Raw genomic sequence first — 21,570 nt, 5'->3', positions numbered from 1 at the left:
ATGAAGTCCTTCGGGAAGCAAGAAGTTACAGGTATCGGAATATTGTATCCTGAACATAAAGAAAACGTAGGAACACTATGGCGGTCAGCTATGATATTCGGAGTAGATTTTATCTTTACCATCGGGCGAAAGTATTTCAAGCAAACTTCTGACGTATTTGAAAGCTACAAGTCTGTACCTTGTTTTTTCTATACTGATTTTGAGGATTTTTACGCACATTTACCGTATAGTTGCCGTTTAGTAGGTGTAGAAATGCACGAAAAAGCCCAGCCTATTGAAGAATTTGACCATTTTGCTCAAAGTGTATATCTGTTAGGTTCTGAACATTCAGGCATCTCTCCCAAGATATTAGAACGCTGCCATGCCATTATACAGCTACCCAAAGGAAATTACAACGTAGCTATGGCAGGAACAATTGTTCTGTATGACCGTTATCTCAAAAATCAATGGAAAAGAACGAAAGTATGAAAATTAAACTACTTTGGCTTTCTTTTGGATTAGCCGTTGCGCTGTTTGTGCTCAAAATAAGCACATATTTTTATACACATTCTCAAATGATTCTCACAGATGCATTAGAAAGTATCATTAACATTGTAGCAAGCGGATTTGCTTTATTTAGCGTACAATGGGCATCTCGCCCCAAAGACACTAATCACCCTTATGGACATGGTAAAATAGAATTTTTTGCCGCAGGACTAGAAGGCGCATTGATTATTATAGCAGGAATAGGCATAATCATCAGCAGCGGATACAAGCTCTACACAGGTCAATCAGAAGTGCAAAGACTAGAAATAGGCATAGGACTTATGCTACTCTCCACCATAGTAAATGCTTTTACAGGTTTTCTCTTGCTCAAACAAGGTAAAAAGCAGCGAAGTTTAGTTTTAATAGCCGAAGCCAAGCATATTCTCTCCGATACTTACTCTTCTGCCGCAGTAATTTTGGGATTATTTACCATTCAAGTTACAAACTGGAATATTTTGGATAGTATTTTATCCATTGGATTAGCTTTTTACATTCTTTGGTCAGGATACAAAGTAGTCAAGCAAGCCATTTTACCCCTATTAGATACCGCAGATAAAGCTATAATTGAAGACATCGTAAATACGCTCAAAAAAAACAGAGAACCATATTGGATAGACATTCATAACTTACGCGTTATTCAGTACGGCGCACACATTCATATAGACTGCCATGTAACTTTTCCACGTTATTGGACGGTTGAGCAAAGTGAAGCTAAACAAACTTACATAGAAAAACTTTTAGACAAACACTCGCCATTTTCTACGGATGTTTTTATTCATGTTGACCCTTGTGTAAATGCTCATTGTCGTTTTTGTAGTGTTTCTAACTGTCCCATACGTAGTGAGAGTATGGTTGCTTTACCTGAATGGGATATACATACGCTAACCAAAGAAGAAAATCATGTCAATATCATTTCGTAGCGAACAATTATTGAAGTACAGTTTTTAACAAATTTGATGATTTAGGTTTTCTTTTTGGGTATGCCCCTTGCTGCGCAAGGGTCGGGGCATTCCGTACGTAGCTCGAAGCACGCCGTCCTGCCCATACTTCGGTTGCGCTTGTGTGGGCAAGGACACGCCAAAAAAGAAAAATATATCTACAAAATAAACATTACTTATTTTTTGCCATCAATTCTGAAAGCAGGAATACCTGTTATGTCCATTCCTGTAATAAGCAAATGAATATCGTGAGTACCTTCGTAAGTAATCACAGATTCAAGGTTCATCAGATGCCGCATGACAGGATATTCGCCCATAATTCCATTTCCACCATGAATTTGACGCGCTTCTCGCGCAACTTCTAATGCCATGTATACATTGTTTCGCTTTGCCATAGAAATTTGTGCGGAAGTGGCTTTACCTTCATTTTTGAGTACGCCTAACCGCCATGCTAAAAGTTGAGCTTTGGTAATCTCTGTGAGCATCTCTGCTAATTTTTTCTGCGTAAGCTGATAGGCTGCAATAGGTCTATCAAACTGAATACGAGATTTTGCATATTGCAACGCCGAGTCGTAACAAGCCATAGCTGCACCGATAGCACCCCAAGCAATACCATATCTTGCATTATCTAAGCAGGATAAAGGTCCTCTCAATCCTGATACTCCAGGTAGTAAGTTAGACTTAGGTACTTTGACATCCTGAAAAATGAGCTCACCTGTGGCAGAAGCACGCAAAGACCATTTATTTTTCATTTCGGGGGTAGAAAAGCCCTCCATGCCACGCTCTACAATTAAGCCGTGAATTCTACCTTCTTCATTCTTTGCCCATACCACAGCAATATCTGCAAAGGGTGCATTAGAAATCCACATCTTAGTGCCATTGAGTAAGTAATAATCCCCCATATCTTTGAAATTAGTGAGCATACCCCCTGGATTTGAACCAAAGTCAGGTTCTGTTAAACCAAAACAACCTATGTATTCTCCTTTCGCTAACTTGGGTAAATACTTTCTTTTTTGCTCTTCTGAACCATAAGCATAAATTGGAAACATGACCAAAGAGCTTTGAACTGATGCTATTGAGCGAATCCCTGAATCTCCCCTTTCAATCTCCTGCATTATTAAGCCGTAAGAAATGTAGTCTAATCCCCCACCTCCGTACTCTTGTGGTATGGTAGGACCAAACATTCCCATTTGTGCCATTAAAGGTATTAAATGCTTGGGAGTTTCTGCTCTTTGGCAATATTCATCAATGATTGGGATAATATGCTCATTTACCCACTGGCGGACAGAATCCCTTATCAATTTATGCTCTTCTGTCAATAATTCATCTACTAAATAATAATCAGGCGCTGTAAAAGGCGGCGCCGCTATTTTTTCAGATGCTGACATACCACTACTTTAACTTTACAAATCTATAAAAAATTCTTTAAACTTTTTGAAAACTCAATCTAGCTACCGCTGCACCTCTGCTGGCATAAAAAAACTGCTAGGATTAAAGCCAACATAATTATCAAAAGCCATTGAAAAATTGTAGCTTTTGTATTTATCGCTAACTGCAATTAACATTTCTTTTTGCCATAATAGGATAGCGGGCTGTTCCTTTGCCCAAATTGTATTAAACTCTAAAAATAATTTTTCTTTTTCTGTAATATCTTTTGACTTTTCAATTTTTTCTATGACAGCATCAACTTGTGTATTAGAAAAACCTGTAATGTTATACGCCCCTTGTGAATGCCATGAATGTCTCGGGTGCGCGGGTCCTGGTTTATCATGATAGGATACAATCGCCAAGTCATAATCTCCTTCTTGAACTCTTAATAACTCTGTTTCACTATCTACTTCTTCTGATTCTATTTCTACCCCTGCGCTTTGTAAATCCTTGATAATAAAGTGTGCTATTTTTCTATCATAAGCATCTTCCTTATTAACTAGTAGAGTAACTTTGAGATTGACTCTTTCACCATTAGAGTATTGGTCCAAAATTCCATCATTATTCGTATCTAACCAACCTGCTAATGCAAAATATTTTTTGGCTTCTTGTGGGCTATATTCCACGCATGAAATTTCTTTTGAATAGCTTGATTTTTTTTGTGGTACAAAAGGACAGCAGATTCGGTATCCATACCCCTTGAGGACTTGTTTTTGCATGCTTTCAATGTTAATAGCATGCGCAAATGCCTTTCTCACATTAGGATCTGAAAGAAATTTTTTACTCTGGTCTTTTGGTCTGTTGTTAATGGCAACGTATTCATACGATAAGGTAGGCACTTTCCTCAAAGCAAAATGGTAATAGTTACTGTCTAATTTTTGAAGATCATTGAATTCCTTTGCGGGAATATCGTACCAAATATCCAACTGCTGCAACTTAAATGCAACTGTAGTCATTACTAAGTCAGACACTATCTCATAATGAAGTTCACGAGCATTGATGTTGAACCATTCTTTGCTACTGTCTAATCCATTACCCCACCAATTAGGTATTCGCTCTAAAACTAAAATATTATTATCTATCCATTGTTTCACTTTGTATGGTCCTGCACCGACGGCTACTCTTTTCATTTCAGAAGATACAAATTGTTGTTCAAATTTAGCAATTTCCATAGGAACAGTTTTAGATTTCATTTTAGCTATTTCGCTTAAAGAATAGCCTTTAAGCCAGGCATTCTTATCATAAATATGCTCGGGATAGATTGGCAACCCTGTTAGTGTAAAGTTAGAGCTGCTTACAGTAATTTTGAATATTTTAGAATTGTTAATATCTATTTCAAAGTTTTCTATCATTTTGACATTATCTTTCCATCTATATGTACTTAAATTTGGGCATAAAACAGCTTTTAAGGTAAAAAGAACATCATAAGCAGTTATTGGCTTTCCATCTGACCAAGCAGCATTTTCCCTAATTTCATATATTTTTGCTCGCCCGCCTTCTACTACCGCAGGTAAAGCTTTGAGTACAATTGGCGTATAAAGATGCGTTTTAGGCTCAATATCTAATAAGGGATAAAAAATGTGCTTAGCAATACTATTGTCCACCAGGCTATGTTTTATTAAAGGATGCAATGCCTCTATGTTTTTAGAAACTCTGATATGGACGGATTGTTCTTGACCATGTAAATCTAGAGCAATACTTATGCTTACTACAAAAGAGGCTATGACCATTCTGAATAATGGTTCCATGCTTTCAAAGTTACAAAGGTAATGTTAAGTGAATGCTATCTTACAATTTAATAACATAAAATTCTCAAAGTTTTTAATGAAGCTAAAAAGTATAGGTTTGATTATTAAGCATCACATTCCAACCATTACAAAAGCACCCCAATACTTAGGATGAGGATACTTATTTTTGAGCTCCAATTGTGCTTTGCGAAAAGCAACGTGCTTAGGTAAATCCTCATGTAGCCAGTATTTATAGAACAATATCATCAATTCTTTCGTAGCAGCGTCACTAACTTTCCATAAGCTCATTAAGGTAGCTTTTGCCCCCGCAGCCATGAAAGAACGCTGTAAACCAAATACTCCCTCACCATTACGTACTTCGCCCAAGCCTGTTTCGCAAGCGCTCATTACAACCAACTCTGTATTATTCAAGTCTAAATTCATGGCTTCGTAAGCTGTAAGAATACCGTTGTTGCTTTCCTGATCTAATTCGTTGTTGATAGCTAAGTTCGCACCTGCTAACATAAGCCCTGAACGTAAAAGTGGATGCTTAGCCGCAGCTTCTGTATTGATACCTAATTCACGACCGCGGTTAGTCTGCGCTAAAAAGAAACCGTGTGTAGCAATGTGTAAAATAGCAGGATTTTTAGCCGCTTTTTTAATCATTTCTTCAGAAGCTTCTGTACCGAGATACATTTTAGGGTTAATGTTTTTTTCTGCACATAGCTTGGAAATATCGCTTATTTCTTCTTTAGTACCAGGTAATTCAGCTAATTTATATTCTTTAAGCTCATCAGATTTTATTTCATTTTTAGGAATGATAATTTTTGCGTTGTAGTCAGGGTAGCCAAAAAAAGTTGCACTATTTGAAGTCCGAGATTTCTCCAATTTTTTGTATTCAACAAGGTCTTTTGTGTTACTTACTAAACGAATATTATGGTTTTCAATTACATACTTACCATCAGGTTGTAGCAGAGTATTTAAGTTAAGTTGATGATACACTCCATCAGAAGACACGTACAAATTCATCTTATTGCCCACTTTTTTATCTATTTTCTCCCAAAACACTCCATAAGAATATGGATCATCAATAGCATTCTTGACCGACCTACGATACGCAAGAATGTGCATTTTTTCCATAGCTCTGCCATCGGTTTCTAATACATAGCTAGGTGCTTTTTTAGTTTTTTTATCTACAATCAAATACGCGTAGCAAATAGAGTCTTTGTACTTACCATGCGTACATTTGAAGCGAATAATCTCTACGGCAGCATCATTTTTACCTAATTGCTTTTGTACATCTTTCCAAGTATAGTTTTTACGTTCGTAGTTTCGGGCAAACTCTTCAGAAAGTAAAGACAGTTCTTTTTCTAAATCATCTAGCTCATTTTCCAGCTGAGCTTGGTTAATTCCTTCCGCTTGAATTTTCTCTTTACTCATATTGAGTACGCGGGCAAGTTCTTCTCTTTTTTCTAACCATAGTTGATACTTCATTATCAACGTACTATCTCCGCTGTTCATGATTCTACGGCGGATTTTGGTAGAAGTATTAAAAATAAGGGCTTTAGTTTGTAGTTGATGATTGTACACAAAACCAAGTAAGTTAGGATTTCGGTCAATTTGGTCAAAAGCAAAAGAAATAAATTCATCAAATTGGAATTTAAGTTTTGTAATGTATTTAACACGCTCAATTTCAGTTAGTGCAGGAAAATATGTTTTGATTTGTTTTTGATACTGTGTAATGGCATTAGTGAAAGATTTTTCTGCATTTTTGAGATCATTAGTACGCCAAGCATAACCTGCATAGCCCATAAGTGCATCGGTATAATCAGGGTGTCCTTCAGGCAAATTTTCTTCACGAATCTCTAGTACCTTCTCATACAACTCACCTGATTCTGTGTATTTACCTCTGGAAGTATAAAACTGTGCAAGATTGAACAAAGCAGTGGCATATCTTGGATTTTTATCACCTACTTGGCTTTTTTCTATTTCAATCGCTTTCTTATATGTTTCTTCTGCTTCTTTATCTCTTTGAGTAACTGCATACAAATTCGCTAAGTCTGTAAGGGCTAAGCTATATTCTAACTTATTCTCTTTTAGCACATTTTGCATGATATTTATGCCATCGGTATAATACTTCTCTGAAACTTGAAATAATCTTTGTGCTTCGGCTTTGCTGTTTTTAGCTTCTGATGCTAGTACATTTACACCCTGTAAGTATGCAATTTTACCTAATCTAATCAAAGTTTTGGCGTATTCTAATGTGTTTTTACCTCCTAATTGCTCATTAAGATAGAGCATTGTTTTAGCTTGTTGTTCAGATTTTTCGTAATCTCCAATAGCAACATAAATATCTGTTTCTATACCTAAAGATTCAACGTATACCTTTTGTTTTTCGCCCACTTTTTCTTTAATGATTTTTGTGGCTTCTGTGCTAATAGGTGCTGCTTCTGTGTATCTACCCATGTAGTACAAAAGCTTAGCTTTTGTATTGAGAACGTTTGCGTACTCTAAACTATTCTTTCCATTTCTTTGGGCTACTAATTCAATAGCCTTGTCGCAAAGAGGTTCGGCATCATCATATTTGCCTAAGGACACATATAAATCGGCTAAGGCGACCACAGAATTAGCTGCTTGAACTTGCGCATCGGCTTTTTTTGAAGTTCTGAAAGATTTCATTAAAATATCTTCTGCTTCTTTGTATTTACCTGTTTTACGGTACATGTCTGCAATGTTTTCAAGGAACTTGTTATATGCCACTAAGTTATTACCTGCTTTGTACTCTTCGGGGTCGCCCAATTGGGTAATCAGTTTATTAGCTTCATCGTATTTGCCCATGTCTGCTTTTATCACAGCTAAATCCGATACAGCTAAGGCATACAAAATATTTTTTCGCCGACCTATATTCTGCTCTCTTAAATTTTTGACCTCTTCAAACACAGGTACAGCTTCAGAATACTGACCTATATTCTGTAATAACCTTGCTAATGCAGTAGCAGTGCTGATATAACTTTCAGAGTTATGCTTAATTTCTGTATTTTTGTATTGATAAGCGTCTTTAAGCAAGGGGAGTGCTTCTTTGTATTGTGCTAATTTTTCCATGTAAAGCTTACCCAACTCATCTTCATACAAAGCATAAGCTAAATAATTCTTACCCATATACTCCTCAATGTTTTGCATAATTTGGTTTAGAGTTTGCTCTGCGCTGCCGTAGTCTTTGATAGTCAGGTAGTATTGATATACTTGGTTAAGAATTTGTGTGTATTCCCATGAAGTTGTAGGGTATTTTTGTTTTGCATATTTTAAGGCTCTTTGAAAGTGTGTATTAGCAGACTTAGGGCGTTTTGTTTGATACTCTGCCATAGCTATCCATAACATAGCTTGCGACCATTGTAAGGGATCTTGCTTTTTGCGAGGTTTGTATTTAGAGAATTTCCTGAAATCTTTGAGAATAGCATTATATCGCTTTCGAGTGTAATTCACTTTTGCAATTTGAATTTGAGTAGCTATCCTTTGGGTACTCTTTTTACCAAACTTATGTGTGGCAATATTTAGTGCTTCTTTAGCACGGTTGTAGGCTTTAGAATAATCTCCTTTGGCAAGATAGCTATCAGAGTGGTAAAGCAGATGAGTATAGTAAGCCTCTGATTTTTTAGATAAAGCGCGGTTAATTTGTTTACTAGCAAGGTAAAACACACTATCTGCTGCGTTAAAGTCCTGTTTCAAATGTAGAGCTCGGGCGTATAAACTTAATCCTACACCGTAACGTGCTTGGGGAATAGACTTAGTTCGCTCTAACTTACGTTGTTTTGTAAATTTTTCGTTTATAGTGCAAAGCTTTTGGGCTGTTTGGATAGCCTTTTGTAGTTCTTGTCTTTCTATCTGCAAACGAAGTAAAGTTTCTAAGGTAAAAGCGTATGTACGATAAACTTCGGCGTTTCTTATATCTATTTCAGGTTGGTTTTGTAGGTTGTTTTCTATTATAGATAAACCTTTCTCCAAATAACTATCCGTTTTTTTGTACTGATGCTTAGCTAATTCAATAGCGCCCAACAGGGTATTGACATAAGCATACATGTAATGCCGTGTTAAACTTCTATTTTGGTAAAATCCTTCTGCTTCTAAGGCGTATTGATGTGCTTTGTCATATTTTTTGGCTAAAAGGGCGTAGTATCCTGTTTTAGCTGCTAGGTATCCTACTAAGGTGTCATTGGGATTTTTTCTGATGTACTGTTGATGTTTTTTAGCCGCATAGTCAAATGCTTTTTTAAAGTGCTGTTTATGCACAAGCAAGTCGGCTTTAGATAAATTGACCTTTTTAGATTGAGCGGTAGCATTGATACATGTAAGCAAGAGCAGGCTAAGCAGGCAAATGCGGCATACTTTCATAAGAATATAACCACAATTTTACTTTTGACTGCAAAAATAGTGCAAGAACCAAATTGCAAAGAGTAGCACTTATTATTCATTTTATTTTTTATTTTTTGTTAAAGTCTGTTTTTTCTTTTTTGGGCGTGCCCTTGCCCACACTTCGCTTGCGCTGGTGTGGGCAAGGTCGGCGTGCTACAGGCTACGTGCGGAATGCCCCGACCCTTGCGTCAGCAAGGGGCACGCCCAAAATAAAAATTCTACATACATCAATTTTACGTATCTTTGCAAATAATTTAGGATGAATAAAACAGTTAGCTACTATACTTTGGGATGCAAATTAAACTATTCAGAGACTTCTACCATAAGCCGAATGTTTGCCCAAGCAGGTTTTCAAAAGGTAGATTTTGAAAGCGGCGCAGATGTGTATATAATCAACACTTGCTCTGTAACCGAACACGCAGATAAAAAATGCCGTAAAGTCGTCCAACAAGCTTTAAAGTTTTCCCCAAATGCGTTCATCGTCGTCATAGGATGCTACGCGCAGCTCAAACCTGAAGAGATTGTTCAAATCCCTGGGGTAGATGTAGTTTTGGGCGCAGCAGAAAAATTCCAACTTTTAGACATTATCCAAAACTTCGAAAAACGGTCTAAACCCGAAATTCACGTATCTGAAATTAAGCAAGTAAAGCACTTTACAGATGCGTACTCTATTGGCGATAGAACTCGTTCTTTTCTCAAAATACAAGATGGATGTGATTATCATTGCAGCTTTTGTACTATCCCTTTGGCGAGGGGTGCAAGCCGCAGCGATACATTAGAAAATGTACTTCAAAATGCTAAGCATATCCTTGCACAAGGCGTAAAAGAAATTGTACTTACAGGAGTAAATATCGGAGATTATGGTAAAAACTTACCTTACTCTTTTTTGGACCTTATCCAAAAAATAGATGAGTTAGAGGGGGATTTTAGAGTACGTATCTCTTCAATTGAACCTAACCTATTGAGCAATAAGATTATTGACTTTGTAGCCCAAAGTCGGCACTTCATGCCGCATTTTCATATTCCTTTGCAAAGTGGTAATAATGAAATTTTAGCTCGCATGCAACGCAGATACAAAAGAGAACTTTACAAGGATCGTGTAGATTACATTAAGTCTATTATGCCCCATGCTTGCATAGGCGTTGATGTGATTGTGGGCTTTCCTAGTGAAACTGAAGCCCATTTCTTGGATACTTATCAATTTATCAATGAGTTAGATGTGAGCTATTTACATGTTTTTACTTACTCCGAACGAGATAATACAAAAGCCCTTTCTATTAAACCCGTAGTCCCTTTTGCAGAACGTAAAAAACGTAATCGTATGCTCACCATCTTATCTGAAAAAAAACGGCGATATTTTTACGAACAAAACTTAAAAAAAACTTATCGTGTCCTTTTTGAGCAAGAATTAGAAGGTAACCACATGGTAGGCTTTACTGAAAATTACATTAAAGTGCAAATGCCCTATGACCCTTTAATGGTCAATGAATTAGTAACTGTAACCTTACAGAGCATCAGCCCCGAAGGAAATGTAATAGGTGAAGTAAAAGACAACGTACACGTAACCCATTCTGTAACATAGAGCTTAAACTTGTTTTTAACACACCTGCCGTATTTTAATATCCACTTCAAAATATAGTTGCTTGATGGCTAAAAATCTACAATTTCAAACTCTACTCTACGGTTTTTAGCCTGGTTTTCAGGAGTGTTATTATCTACAATAGGTCTGCTTGAACCATAACCTTTATATGAAATTCGGTGAGAGGATATGCCTCTTGAAATAAGAAAGTGCATTACTGATTTAGCCCTACCTTCGGACAGATGCAAAAGTTGCTCTTCTCGTGTACCTGGGATTCCACTATCTGTATGCCCATTGATGCATATTTTTAAGGTAGGGTTCATTTTCATCAGCTGTACTAATTTTTCTAATTCAGGATAAGCTTCTTTTTTCAAACGTGCTGAATTTGGGTCAAAGTATGCGTCTTTAATAATAATTTTAGTGCCAATGGTCATATTCTGTATTTCAGGAAAGACTGTGTTTATCAAAGTTTTGCATGAGAGTTCAAAATTGATTTGTTTTGGCGAGGGCGTAATATCTACGGTAAAAATTTCTGTACCATAGTTTTGAGCAGACACTGTAATAGTATTTATTCCTATCGGCAGACCTGATAAGGTATATTTTCCTTGCGGAGTAGTTTCTGTTTGTATGTTATTTTGATTTTTAAGAATGGCTTTGTGAATAGGTCGTCCCGTTTTTTTTTCGGTAACATAGCCTGAAATTTGTCCCAAAACTTGGATACGAGGATTGATTAAAATTTTTACGAAGTCAATAGCAAAACCATCGCCTGCACCTGTGGTAACATCATCAATGATAAGTTCTAAAGTGTCTTTTTTGAACAGATCGAAATAAGTTTGAGGGACATCAAAAGTTAGTAGTTTGCCTTGTTGCTGTAAGTTCAACTGTTTTAGATGCTCGGCTATGAAGTCGGCGGGTTTGCCGTTTAGCCAAACATCAAACTTACTGCAAGATACTTTACTTTGAATGTCATCTATAAAAATCATGAGCTTAATGCTTTGTATAGGCATAGTGGAGGGTAAATTGAGCGGTATTTTAATAGGAAAGTTGACTTTTTTGTAGTTGTTTTTGAGAAAGCCAAAGTAGCTGCTGTATATATCGTAAGTGCAGGGCTGATTAAATTTGCGGAAGCTGGTAGGTAACATAATCATATCTAGACCTTGCGGTTCATTAGGCGTAAAGACAGATAGAGGGGGATGAAAAGCGGTAGTATCGCCTGAAAAGGGATTGAAACCTTTACTAAATCCAAAACCGAAGTTATCAATATCCCCTAAACGAATCATCCACTCTGCTTCTGAGGTGTGAGATTTTCGGACATACTTTTCTTGCCAATAGCCGTCTTCCTCTGAATAAGGACCATTCATTGCATCTTGTGCCACACTTGTACTTGTGTTAGCGTGGAAAAGCCATAAGAGTATCCCAAAAACTAAAAGTGAGTTTTTTGCCATACAAAAGGGCTATAATGCAAATATACACATAAAAAATTTTTTGTCAATATGATTTTCGTATTTTTTTTAGTTAATATATTCGCAGTTCTAAAAAGTGTGTTTTTTCATACTAACCTAAAAAGAATTTTGCGATTAAGTTTTTTGGGCGTGTCCCTCGCTACGCTCGGGTCGGGGCATTCCGCACGTAGCCCGTAGCACGCCGACCTTGTGGGCTTTTGCCCACAAGGGCACGCCCAAAAGGTGAAATTATTTTTAGAGCTAATATATTTTGTAATTTTAGGCTCTTTTATTTAGTGGAAAATACACAGTCTTCAGTACCTCCTATTATTTCTAGTTCAGTACGGCGATTATTTTGTTTTCCTTCATCCGTTTCGTTTGTATCTACAGGCTGGGACTCTCCAAAACCTTTGGCAGATAGTCGTTTAGGATCAATACCTTTTACTTTGACCAAGTAATCTACTACAGATTGGGCGCGTCTTTGGGACAAATCTAAATTATACTCTTCAGTTCCATCAGAATCAGTATGCGCATTGATTTGGACTCTCATTTTTGGACACTCGTTTAGCATTGCTGCTACACGGTCAAGTTCTGCTTTGGACTGTGGGCGAAGGGTTGCTTTGTTATAGTCATAAAATATGTTTCGCATGATTATCCTAGTTCCCTCCGAGAAGCCTTTTATCTTGGCATTTTTCTCATAGTCCCGAGATTCTGTTCCCATTGGAAGGTCAAAATTTTCAGAATAGAAAGTATAGCCAGGCTTTTCTACTCTAAAGCCATAATTTTTACCTGAAGGCAAGGTTACTACGTAATATCCAGTAGCAGAATTTGTTTTACTTTTAAATACTATGTTTCCTGTTTCGTTATCAACGATAGTTACATCTGCTTCTAATGGCTGACCTGTGCGTTCATCAGTTACAGTACCATAGACACGTGTAACTGTAATTATAGGTTCAGGTTTTTTTTCAGGCTGCTTCTCTTCAGGTTTATTTTCTACGGTAACTAAGTCTTTGGGTTCAGGCATAATAATCATGTAAATGTCTTTATCGCCATAACTATCATCACCTCTAGCAGAAGAGTAGTATGCTCTTTTTCTATCAAAGTTTATTACAAAGTAAACATCATCAGAAGCGGTATTGATAGGGTAACCTATGTTCACAGGTTTGTTCCAAGAACCATCAGGGTTGCGAGTGGCGTAGAATATATCGTATCCACCCATGCTGTTATGTCCCCTTGAACTAAAATATAGGGTTACACCATCGTAGTGGATGAAGGGGGCCTCTTCATCGAATTCTGTATTGATATTAGGTCCTAAGTTCTGAATTTGTCCCCACTTGCCGTCAGGTTGTTTTTTAGCTACGTATATATCCAATCCCCCATATCCACCAGGTCTATCAGAAGTGAAAAATAGCTCTGTACCATCTGCTGAAATTGCACAATGGGTTTCCCAATGTTTAGTGTTAATTTCTTTCAAAGGTTCGGGTTTAGACCACTCATTGCCTTTCAAAGTGCAGTAATATAAGTCTCTTTCATCATAAATGTAAAGTGTACTACCATCTAGAGAAACACTTACTGCGGATTCATTTTTGTGCCCAGCATTGATTGTTTTTCCTATATTTTTAGCGGGTTTCCATTCCCCTGTTTTAGGATCTTTGTCTGCATAGAAAATTTCTTCATAGTAATGCCCTGTGTAAGGGTCCTTTTCACCCTCTCGGCGAGTGGTAAAGAATATTCGTCGTTCGTCAGCCGTTAAAGCAGGAACATAATCAGGAAATTTTCCATTGATGTTTGGTCCAAGATTCTTTATTTCTACATCTAAAGGATTCAAAACCAATTTCTTTCCGTTTTCACATTGCTTGATAAGTAATTGAATTCGCTCAGGACCTATATACCGTTCTTTATCTTTTATGCGGGCATTGTAGGCGTTATGAACTTTTTTATTATTCAAAGCTTGTTTGTAGTATTTAATTGCTTCATCAAAGCGGTTATTGAGATGCATGCCCCTACCTAAAAGGTATATCAGTTCATCTTCACCTTCAGGTTTAAGTTTGTAGGCTTGTTCAAAGTATTTTAAGCATTCTTGAGGTCTTACTCCCCGCTCATGGCTAAGTCCTGCCATAAAATTAGCTTCAAAAGAGTTTGGATTTATAGCCGCAGCTAATTCAAAGTAGTGTGCTGCTTCATCAAATAAGTCATTGTAATAAGCTAGCTCACCTTGTTTCATGTATTTATGAAAGTCTTTTTTAGCTTCTGCACTTTGACCTAAACCGCTACAAATCGGTACAAACAGTACCAAAAACAATACAAAAAGTTTCATAAGTTTTTCCTGCAAAAATAGATACTTTTCTCATATTAAAAAATACTTCTTTATCAATCTTTTTTCAATAAACTGCATTTTGAGTTAAGTTGGATTTTTTAACTTCATCAATTTTTTGAAAACATTAAGCAAAAAATCAAGGTATATTTGCAGTCTAGTTTATGAATTATCTGCGATCTTGTATTGTTTTTTGTACTTTGTGTGTTTTCTTGGACCTATACAGCCAAGAAAAATACCAATGCACCATAGATCTGAACGTTGTTCAAGATAAAAAAATTACTGTAACTATCATTCCCCCTAAAATACCAAAAAGTAAGTATATTTTTCAGTTTCCAAAAACTGTACCTGGAACGTATGCTAATCTAAATTACGGTAGGTTTATTAGCAACTTTGAGGCATACGACCTAGCTAACAAAAAATTAAGTGTCAGTAAAAAAGAACCTAACACTTTTATTATCAATGGTAAAAATTTAGCTAAAATAGTCTATCAAGTTAGTCCTTCTTGGGATACACCTGTGGATAAAGACCCTATTTTTGAACCCGCAGGAACTCATTTTGAGAAAGATAATTGCTTTGTACTCAACCAAGGTGGGATTTTTGGATACTTAGAAGGTGCAATGATGTTGCCTTATGAAATAACTATTACTCACCCTGAAAAGCTTTTTGGTGCTTCTGCAATGGAAAAGAAAAAAGTAGACGCTACCACAGATGTGTGGCTAGCTCCTAACTATGTCCAATTAGTAGATAGCCCTATCTTGTATGCTCCCTTAGATACTGCCATGATTAAAATTGGCAAAACAGAAATTTTAATCGCTTGCTATTCCAAAGACAAAAACATAAACGCCAAAGCTCTTGTACCTTCGGTAGAACCCACCGTTAAAGCTCTACAACAGTTTTTGAAAGTTTTACCCGTGAATAAATATGCTTTTTTATTTTATTTTACTTCGTTGTTTGGTAGTAACACTCGTACAGGTGCTTTTGGGGCTTTGGAGCATTCTTACAGTTCCTTTTACTACTTGCCTGTTATGCCTCTATCGGCAGTGATTAAACAAGTAAATGATGTCGCTTCGCATGAGTTTTTACATATTATCACTCCTCTCAATCTGCATAGCCGAGAAATTCACGAATTTAACTTTGCTCAACCTAAAATGTCGCAACATTTATGGCTATATGAAGGTAGCACGGAATACTATTCACACCTTATCCAACTCAAAGCTAATATGATTACCTTAGATGAATTTTTCAGGGAGGTACGTGCTAAGATTGAAGCAGCCGACCTAATGCCCAAAGAGTTAAGTATTACTAAAATGAGTGCAAACGTATTAGATGAAAAATATCATAAAGCCTATAGACACGTTTATGACAAAGGTGCTTTACTTTGCATGGGATTAGATTTAGAAATTATGCGGCTAACGCAAGGTAAAATGACTCTTCGCACAGTAATAGAACAACTATCCAACAAATACGGACCTGAAAAACCTTTTGAGGATAATAACTTATTTAAAGAAATTGTAGCAATTACTCATCCGCAAGTCCAAAAATTTATAGATAAGCACATAACAGGCACAGAACCTTTGGACTATGCTACTTTATTCAAAACTGTAGGAATTCGTTACGAAAGGTTAGGCAAAATAAAAGTCGCTTCATTAGAAGCAAGTGGTATAGAATTAGGAATGCTTTCAAGCTCTAAAACACAAATTACTAAGGATTGCCCTGAATATGGCTTGAAATTTGGTGATTATGTAAAATCAATTAACGGAGTGGAAATTTCTATTTTTACCGCAATGTCTATTGGGGAAGACATAAAATCTAGTGTAGGAAAACCCGTTAAAATTGTGGTAGAAAGAGAAGGTAAAACGATTGAAATAGAAAAACCTCTCAAAGTAGTTGAGGAAGAAGCCTCGCATGTATTTACTTTGGAAGAGACTCAGGACCCTATCATTTTAAAATGCCGTAAAGCCTGGATGACAAATGACTAAATGCAGGTTTATTTTAGCACTACTTAGTGTTTATGGCTAAGTATCTCATTTGTATAGTAGGTCCCACAGCGGTAGGTAAAACAGCGCTATCTATTGAGTTAGCACAATACTATAAAACTGAAATTCTTTCTTTTGACTCTCGCCAAATTTACAAAGAACTCAACATAGGTACAGCCAAGCCAACTGTACAAGAGCGCAAAGGAATCCCACATCATTTTATAGATGAACTTTCTATTACACAAAAATTTTCTGCGGGGGAATTTCAACAACAATCTACCGCACGATTAGAAAGTCTTTTTCAAAAATACAATGTTGTAATTGCAGTAGGAGGTACAGGCTTGTACCTTAAAGCGTTGTTAGAAGGTCTAGATATTTTTCCACAGATTGATCTGCAAGTGCGGCAAACTTTGCAGGATCGCTATCAAAAAGAAGGATTGAAAAATTTAGTTGCTGAATTAGCCTGTCTTGACCCCATCACCTACCAAAATATAGATAAGCACAATCCCCGGCGCGTGCTGCGTGCTTTAGAGGTATGTCTACAAACAGGTAAGCCCTACTCCTCATTTTTAGCAAAGAAAAACATTAAACACAATTTTAAGATTATCAAAATTGGTCTGAATCTCCCACGTCAGGAACTATATACACGTATCAACGCGCGTGTACTTAGAATGATAGAAAAAGGACTAATTAGCGAAGTACAAAACTTAATTGACCAAAATGTAGATTTTTCTCTCAATTCACTCAATACAGTGGGCTACAAAGAAATTTATGCTTACCTACATCAACAATATGATTTAGATACCGCTATTGACCTCATTCAGCAGAATACCCGCAGATATGCCAAAAGACAACTAACCTGGTTTAGAGCAGATACGCAAGTACAATGGTTTGAACCTGACCAATATCAAGAAATACTTGCTTTTTTGAACACGTATTTACAAATATAACGACAATTTTTTTGGTTTTATTATTCAAAAAAATGTACTTTTGTAATATGAGCAACTTAGAGTCATACATTCCCATAATAGAGCAGGCTATCGCATCTTTTGGGATAGATGTATCCGCTTGTCGTACCGAAACTCCCACAGTTTGGCAGTTAAAAAGAGGTTCGGCAGAAATAACTTTACTACTCAATACCAATCAAGAAAATCGAATCATTTTTGCCGTAGTTTCCACTATCATGAAGCTTCCAGAACAAAATAGAGAGCAGCTACTCTTGGAACTATTGTCCATCAATCATAGCTTAGTTGGAACATATTTTACTGTGTATAATAATTCAGTGATTTGCTTAGCCAGCACCCGTTATGCAGAAGGACTAAACCCTCAAGAAGTAGCTCAAATGATAGAAGCACAAAGCCGTACTGCTGACATTGTAGATGACATGCTGATTACTAAATATGGTAGCAAACCATAATAAAAGCCTTTTTTGATGAATTTGAGAAAAATTGCGAAATTTGCAGAGTCATGGTCATTGAGGTCTTGAAGTCTAAGATACACAGAGTAAGAGTTACACAAGCTGAACTCAACTATGTGGGAAGTATCACCATAGATAAAGACTTGCTAGACGCTGCCAACATGATAGAATACGAAAAAGTTACTGTATTAAACGTAAACAATGGCGAACGATTTGAAACCTATGTTATTGAAGGGGAAAGAGGTTCAGGAATAATATGCCTCAATGGACCTGCTGCAAGAAAGGTACAGGTAGGGGACATTGTTATTGTAGTCTCATACTGTCAAATGGAGTTTGAAAAAGCAAAAACCTTCAAACCTTGGATAATATTCCCCGATGAAAATAATAGGCTACCTAAAAAGTAATATATGTCCCTTTCCGTCAAAAAAGTAGTTCAGTACGCCACAGGTTTGAGTATAGCTGTAGTAATGCTACTTTTAGCTTTTAAGGATATAGAATGGAAAGAAATAAAGAACGGATTTGCATCTGCAAATTATTTTTGGATAGGGATAAGCATGTTAGTAGGTATAGCAGAGAAATTTATTAGGGCATCTCGGTGGAGTATGTTATTACATGCATCGGGGTATTCTGCTAAGCTCATAAGTACATTTTGTGGAGTAGCTATAGGTTATTTAGCAAATATGGTTTTACCGCGCATGGGAGAGATAACTCGCTGTGCAGTAGTACATAAAGCTGATAATATACCGATAGCCCAAATACTTGGAACAGTGGTATTGGAAAGAATCGTGGATGTAATTACTTTGCTGCTGGTAATTGCATTAGCATTAGGATTAGAATACGATGTTTTTTATCAATGGTTAGTGCAGACCTTTGGATTTTCTACTGAACAATTTTCCAAACTTGTACTTTTTTTGAGTTTAATAGGCATTTTAAGTTTGATTTTGTTTGTACTTGCACTTAAAAATTGGCAAAAGCTTGACCCTAAGTACAAATGGATGATTAAAATAAAGGGATTTATTCAGGGCTTAGTAGAAGGGCTAATCAGTATTCGCAAAGTAAAAAACATTCCATTGTTTTTAATTTATACTGTAAGTATTTGGATGTGTTACACTTTAACTACGTATTGCATCTTTTTAGCTTTGAAAAGCACAGCGCACTTAGGAATCGTACCTGCTTTAGTGGTTACTCTAGTAGGTGCGGTAGGTATGGCAGCACCTGTGCAAGGTGGAATAGGCATATATCATTACATAGTTAGCCAATCTATGCTGGCTTACCATATAAGTGCTGAACAGAGCTTAATTTCAGCTACTCTCAATCACACGGCACAAGCTATATTAGTAATTGTAGCAGGATTCATTTGTACGATTATTGCCGTTAAAATACTGTATGACAACAAGTAAAAAACTCAAATGTTTGGCTTACTCATTGTAAATCTGTAGATAGCTTAAACCGACAAATACGGTTATTATCTTTATCAGCTACATAGACCATTTTTCTAAAATAAGCCACTCCCACAGGATTATTAAACTGTTTAGGTCCGTTTCCTACTCCGCCAAAAGATGCTAAAACCTGTTTGCGGAAGTTAGAATTCGCAGGTTTATTTACGCCTTCATATCCAGCCCTATTGAAAATAAAAAGACTATCTTTTCCACTATCTACAACAAATATGTATCCTGAGGCATCAGGTGCAACGCACACGTCTTCAGGCTGTGAAAAACGAAAAGATTGATACAAAAAACGGTCAGCTTTACTGGTGTCTTGCACCAACAAACTAGTGTTTTCAGTGTAAGTTGTGCCCAAATCCACATCATCTATGCGTTTTATCCATAGCACGGCATATTCAGTTTCAAGTCCTGTTTTTTGAGTAAGCAGAAAATCTTTAGACGTGCTAATTCCTGAAACCAATTGTGGAGGGGCGGCAAAGCTTGCAATACTGGTTACCTTTACAGCAGAACGTAAATTAGTATTGACAGGATCAAGCTCATTGATATAGCCTGTATTTTTGAAATTTTTATCAAAAACTAGTATAGCATTATCGGGTGCAGGAAAGCCTGTCCCTGTATTGACTATTCCTGTACGGCTTACATAAAAAGTATTGTCATGTAAAGTAGCCACTCCTGTAAAGCTAACTTGTTCATCTTGAGGTCTAAACGGAATGCTTGCCCGGGTGATATCGCAAAAAGGATGAATAAGCGTGTCAATAATTTCATGGTTGTAAGTGGGCGCGTTTTTGATAATGTAAATTGCAGGTAAGCTTTTAATTTGAGTACTACTACCAATAGTAACAGGATAATTCACTCGCCCAACTACATAAGTAAGCAAACGCCTATCCTGAGTTACGTCTGTAGCATTTGGAATGGGGATAGTTTTGTATTTTGTTCCCTTTTGGTCAAGAATATGTAATCCGTCGGCATCGGTTACGTAAACCATTTCATCATAGCCTACGTACACGTCTGTGGGCTGATTGAAGTACCACACAGGGTTGATAGGTACATAGCCTACGTTGGAAACAATAGTGCTGGGGTCAATGCTACCTTGTTGAAAAACATCGTCTACGGTAGGGTCTTTTTTAGTTCCCAACAAAACATCGCAACCCCAGAAAGAAAGCAAAAGTAAACAAGCAACAATAGCTAAAAAACTGTGTTTTTTCATATATGGACAAAATTAAAAACTGATTCCAATTCCAAACTTGTGTGTAAAGCCTAAACGAGTCTTGTTAGTAAAAGCATAGTCTATTCTCAATGCGCCTAAGCGGTGCGTAAATTTTAAGCCGAATCCGAATGCAGGAATATTGCTCTCATCTGCTCCAATTTGATAGCCTGTTCTTAAATAAATCAGCCTATTCCAGCTGTATTCAGCCCCAATATTAAAAGTTTCTTTGTTATCTGTGGGATGGTTTAGCTGCCCTGACAAAGTGAGCAAATGACGGTCATTTTTAACAGCATCCCAAGCTAAGCCTACCTTAAACATAGAAGGTACGGTAACTTGCTCAAAGTTATTTACATTTTGAGTACCTGAAAGTCTGATTACTTCTAATTGCCCTTTGGGCTTTACATTGAAGCCAAAATTTGTCATTGTAACCGCAAAACGAAGGTTGTGATAGCCAATATCATAGTAAAAACCTAAATCAAACAGCAGTGTATTTGTTCGTAGTCCAAAAATATTTTCGTTAGCGTATTTAGAGGTCAAGCCGAAGGCAAAATTATCTGTCAGTTTTTTAGCGTAAGAAAGTCCGATGGCAGTGTTAGTAGCGCTAAATTTTTGTCCTGTACCAAAAGGTTGGAATTCCGTAGTTACATCCATTTCGCCTGAATTCAAGTGAGTTAAGCTAATACCGAGATAATGTTCATTTTTGAGTTTAATAAACCCTGCTGCGTAGTTTATGCTAATATCCGCAAAATATCGGGTATAAGCACCTTGTAAATGAATTTTTTGGCTATCTGAAATGCTCATTCCTGCGGGATTCCAGTATAAAGCAGAAGCGTCATTGACTACGGCAATGAAGCTTTCGCCCATTCCTGCACTGCGAGGATCAACGGCAATTTTTAGAAACTGCATACCTGCTGTACCTGCTCTTTGTTTTCCTAGAGGAGGTAATATTTGGGCGGATATATTCAAAACAAAGACTATCCAAACTAAGAGGATTAAACGCACTTTCACAACCACAAAAGTAAGCAATTGACTGATACATTTTTGTTAAAAAATTGTAATATCGGATTTATTGATATGAATAGTTTTTTTGGGCGTGCCCTTGCCCACACTTCGCTGCGCTTGTGTGGGCAAGGTCGGCGTGCTACGGGCTACGCTATCG

Annotated in this window: 17 protein-coding genes; 9 read left to right on the top strand and 8 right to left on the bottom strand. The window is 36.9% G+C overall.

Features of this window, described 5'->3' with window-relative positions; translation table 11 throughout:
- A complete protein-coding gene (locus NZ519_00085; GenBank protein ID MCS7027139.1) occupies window positions 1-468 on the top strand; it encodes an RNA methyltransferase in 468 nt (155 codons plus the stop codon).
- Window positions 465-1,445: a cation diffusion facilitator family transporter gene (locus NZ519_00080; protein ID MCS7027138.1), complete on the top strand. Its 981-nt coding sequence runs from the start codon at window positions 465-467 to the stop codon at window positions 1,443-1,445. The genes NZ519_00085 and NZ519_00080 overlap by 4 nt, the downstream gene beginning before the upstream one ends.
- Before the next feature lie 24 nt (window positions 1,446-1,469).
- Here NZ519_00080 and NZ519_00075 read toward each other — a convergent pair whose 3' ends face one another.
- The 4 genes from NZ519_00075 to NZ519_00060 form a co-directional block, all read right to left on the bottom strand.
- A complete protein-coding gene (locus NZ519_00075; GenBank protein MCS7027137.1) occupies window positions 1,470-1,601 on the bottom strand; it encodes a hypothetical protein in 132 nt (43 codons plus the stop codon).
- A 38-nt stretch (window positions 1,602-1,639) separates the two neighbouring features.
- A complete protein-coding gene (locus tag NZ519_00070) occupies window positions 1,640-2,851 on the bottom strand; it encodes an acyl-CoA dehydrogenase family protein (protein ID MCS7027136.1) in 1,212 nt (403 codons plus the stop codon).
- A 63-nt stretch (window positions 2,852-2,914) separates the two neighbouring features.
- Window positions 2,915-4,639: an ABC transporter substrate-binding protein gene (locus NZ519_00065; protein MCS7027135.1), complete on the bottom strand. Its 1,725-nt coding sequence runs from the start codon at window positions 4,637-4,639 to the stop codon at window positions 2,915-2,917.
- 111 nt (window positions 4,640-4,750) lie between these two features.
- The gene (locus tag NZ519_00060) at window positions 4,751-9,007 is read right to left on the bottom strand and encodes a CHAT domain-containing protein (protein MCS7027134.1); all 4,257 of its coding nucleotides are present in this window, start codon (window positions 9,005-9,007) and stop codon (window positions 4,751-4,753) included.
- A 119-nt stretch (window positions 9,008-9,126) separates the two neighbouring features.
- On the opposite strand from NZ519_00060, the gene NZ519_00055 reads away from it, so the two are divergent.
- Window positions 9,127-9,291: a hypothetical protein gene (locus NZ519_00055; GenBank protein MCS7027133.1), complete on the top strand. Its 165-nt coding sequence runs from the start codon at window positions 9,127-9,129 to the stop codon at window positions 9,289-9,291.
- Window positions 9,288-10,610: a tRNA (N(6)-L-threonylcarbamoyladenosine(37)-C(2))-methylthiotransferase MtaB gene (gene mtaB / locus NZ519_00050; GenBank protein MCS7027132.1), complete on the top strand. Its 1,323-nt coding sequence runs from the start codon at window positions 9,288-9,290 to the stop codon at window positions 10,608-10,610. The genes NZ519_00055 and mtaB overlap by 4 nt, the downstream gene beginning before the upstream one ends.
- Window positions 10,611-10,678: 68 nt before the next feature.
- Here mtaB and NZ519_00045 read toward each other — a convergent pair whose 3' ends face one another.
- Complete coding sequence (locus NZ519_00045) at window positions 10,679-12,052, bottom strand: OmpA family protein (GenBank protein MCS7027131.1); 1,374 nt, start codon at window positions 12,050-12,052, stop codon at window positions 10,679-10,681.
- Window positions 12,053-12,338: 286 nt separating this feature from the next.
- The gene (locus NZ519_00040; GenBank protein MCS7027130.1) at window positions 12,339-14,366 is read right to left on the bottom strand and encodes an OmpA family protein; all 2,028 of its coding nucleotides are present in this window, start codon (window positions 14,364-14,366) and stop codon (window positions 12,339-12,341) included.
- A gap of 197 nt (window positions 14,367-14,563) precedes the next feature.
- Between NZ519_00040 and NZ519_00035 the strand changes: the two genes are divergently transcribed.
- The 5 genes from NZ519_00035 to NZ519_00015 are packed head-to-tail and all read left to right on the top strand — an operon-like array spanning window position 14,564 to window position 19,159.
- The gene (locus tag NZ519_00035) at window positions 14,564-16,345 is read left to right on the top strand and encodes a hypothetical protein (protein MCS7027129.1); all 1,782 of its coding nucleotides are present in this window, start codon (window positions 14,564-14,566) and stop codon (window positions 16,343-16,345) included.
- 32 nt (window positions 16,346-16,377) lie between these two features.
- Complete coding sequence (gene miaA / locus NZ519_00030) at window positions 16,378-17,292, top strand: tRNA (adenosine(37)-N6)-dimethylallyltransferase MiaA (GenBank protein MCS7027128.1); 915 nt, start codon at window positions 16,378-16,380, stop codon at window positions 17,290-17,292.
- Between the two features lie 47 nt (window positions 17,293-17,339).
- Window positions 17,340-17,759 carry a YbjN domain-containing protein gene (locus NZ519_00025; protein ID MCS7027127.1) on the top strand — a complete coding sequence of 140 codons (420 nt, stop codon included), beginning with the start codon at window positions 17,340-17,342 and terminating at the stop codon, window positions 17,757-17,759.
- A 50-nt stretch (window positions 17,760-17,809) separates the two neighbouring features.
- Window positions 17,810-18,163, top strand: a complete 354-nt coding sequence (locus NZ519_00020; GenBank protein ID MCS7027126.1) for an aspartate 1-decarboxylase — start codon at window positions 17,810-17,812, stop codon at window positions 18,161-18,163.
- Window positions 18,164-18,166: 3 nt separating this feature from the next.
- Window positions 18,167-19,159, top strand: coding sequence for a flippase-like domain-containing protein (locus NZ519_00015; GenBank protein ID MCS7027125.1), 993 nt, complete (start codon window positions 18,167-18,169; stop codon window positions 19,157-19,159).
- Between the two features lie 22 nt (window positions 19,160-19,181).
- Here the strand turns inward: NZ519_00015 and NZ519_00010 are convergent, their stop codons facing one another.
- Together NZ519_00010 and NZ519_00005 are read right to left on the bottom strand one after the other, a co-directional pair.
- Window positions 19,182-20,411: a hypothetical protein gene (locus NZ519_00010; protein MCS7027124.1), complete on the bottom strand. Its 1,230-nt coding sequence runs from the start codon at window positions 20,409-20,411 to the stop codon at window positions 19,182-19,184.
- 12 nt (window positions 20,412-20,423) lie between these two features.
- Window positions 20,424-21,419 carry a PorV/PorQ family protein gene (locus NZ519_00005; protein ID MCS7027123.1) on the bottom strand — a complete coding sequence of 332 codons (996 nt, stop codon included), beginning with the start codon at window positions 21,417-21,419 and terminating at the stop codon, window positions 20,424-20,426.
- Window positions 21,420-21,570: the final 151 nt, after the last annotated feature.

The organism is Bacteroidia bacterium (genome assembly GCA_025056095.1).
GTDB lineage: Bacteria > Bacteroidota > Bacteroidia > JANWVE01 > JANWVE01 > JANWVE01.
This window is presented reverse-complemented; position numbering and strand designations above follow the sequence as displayed.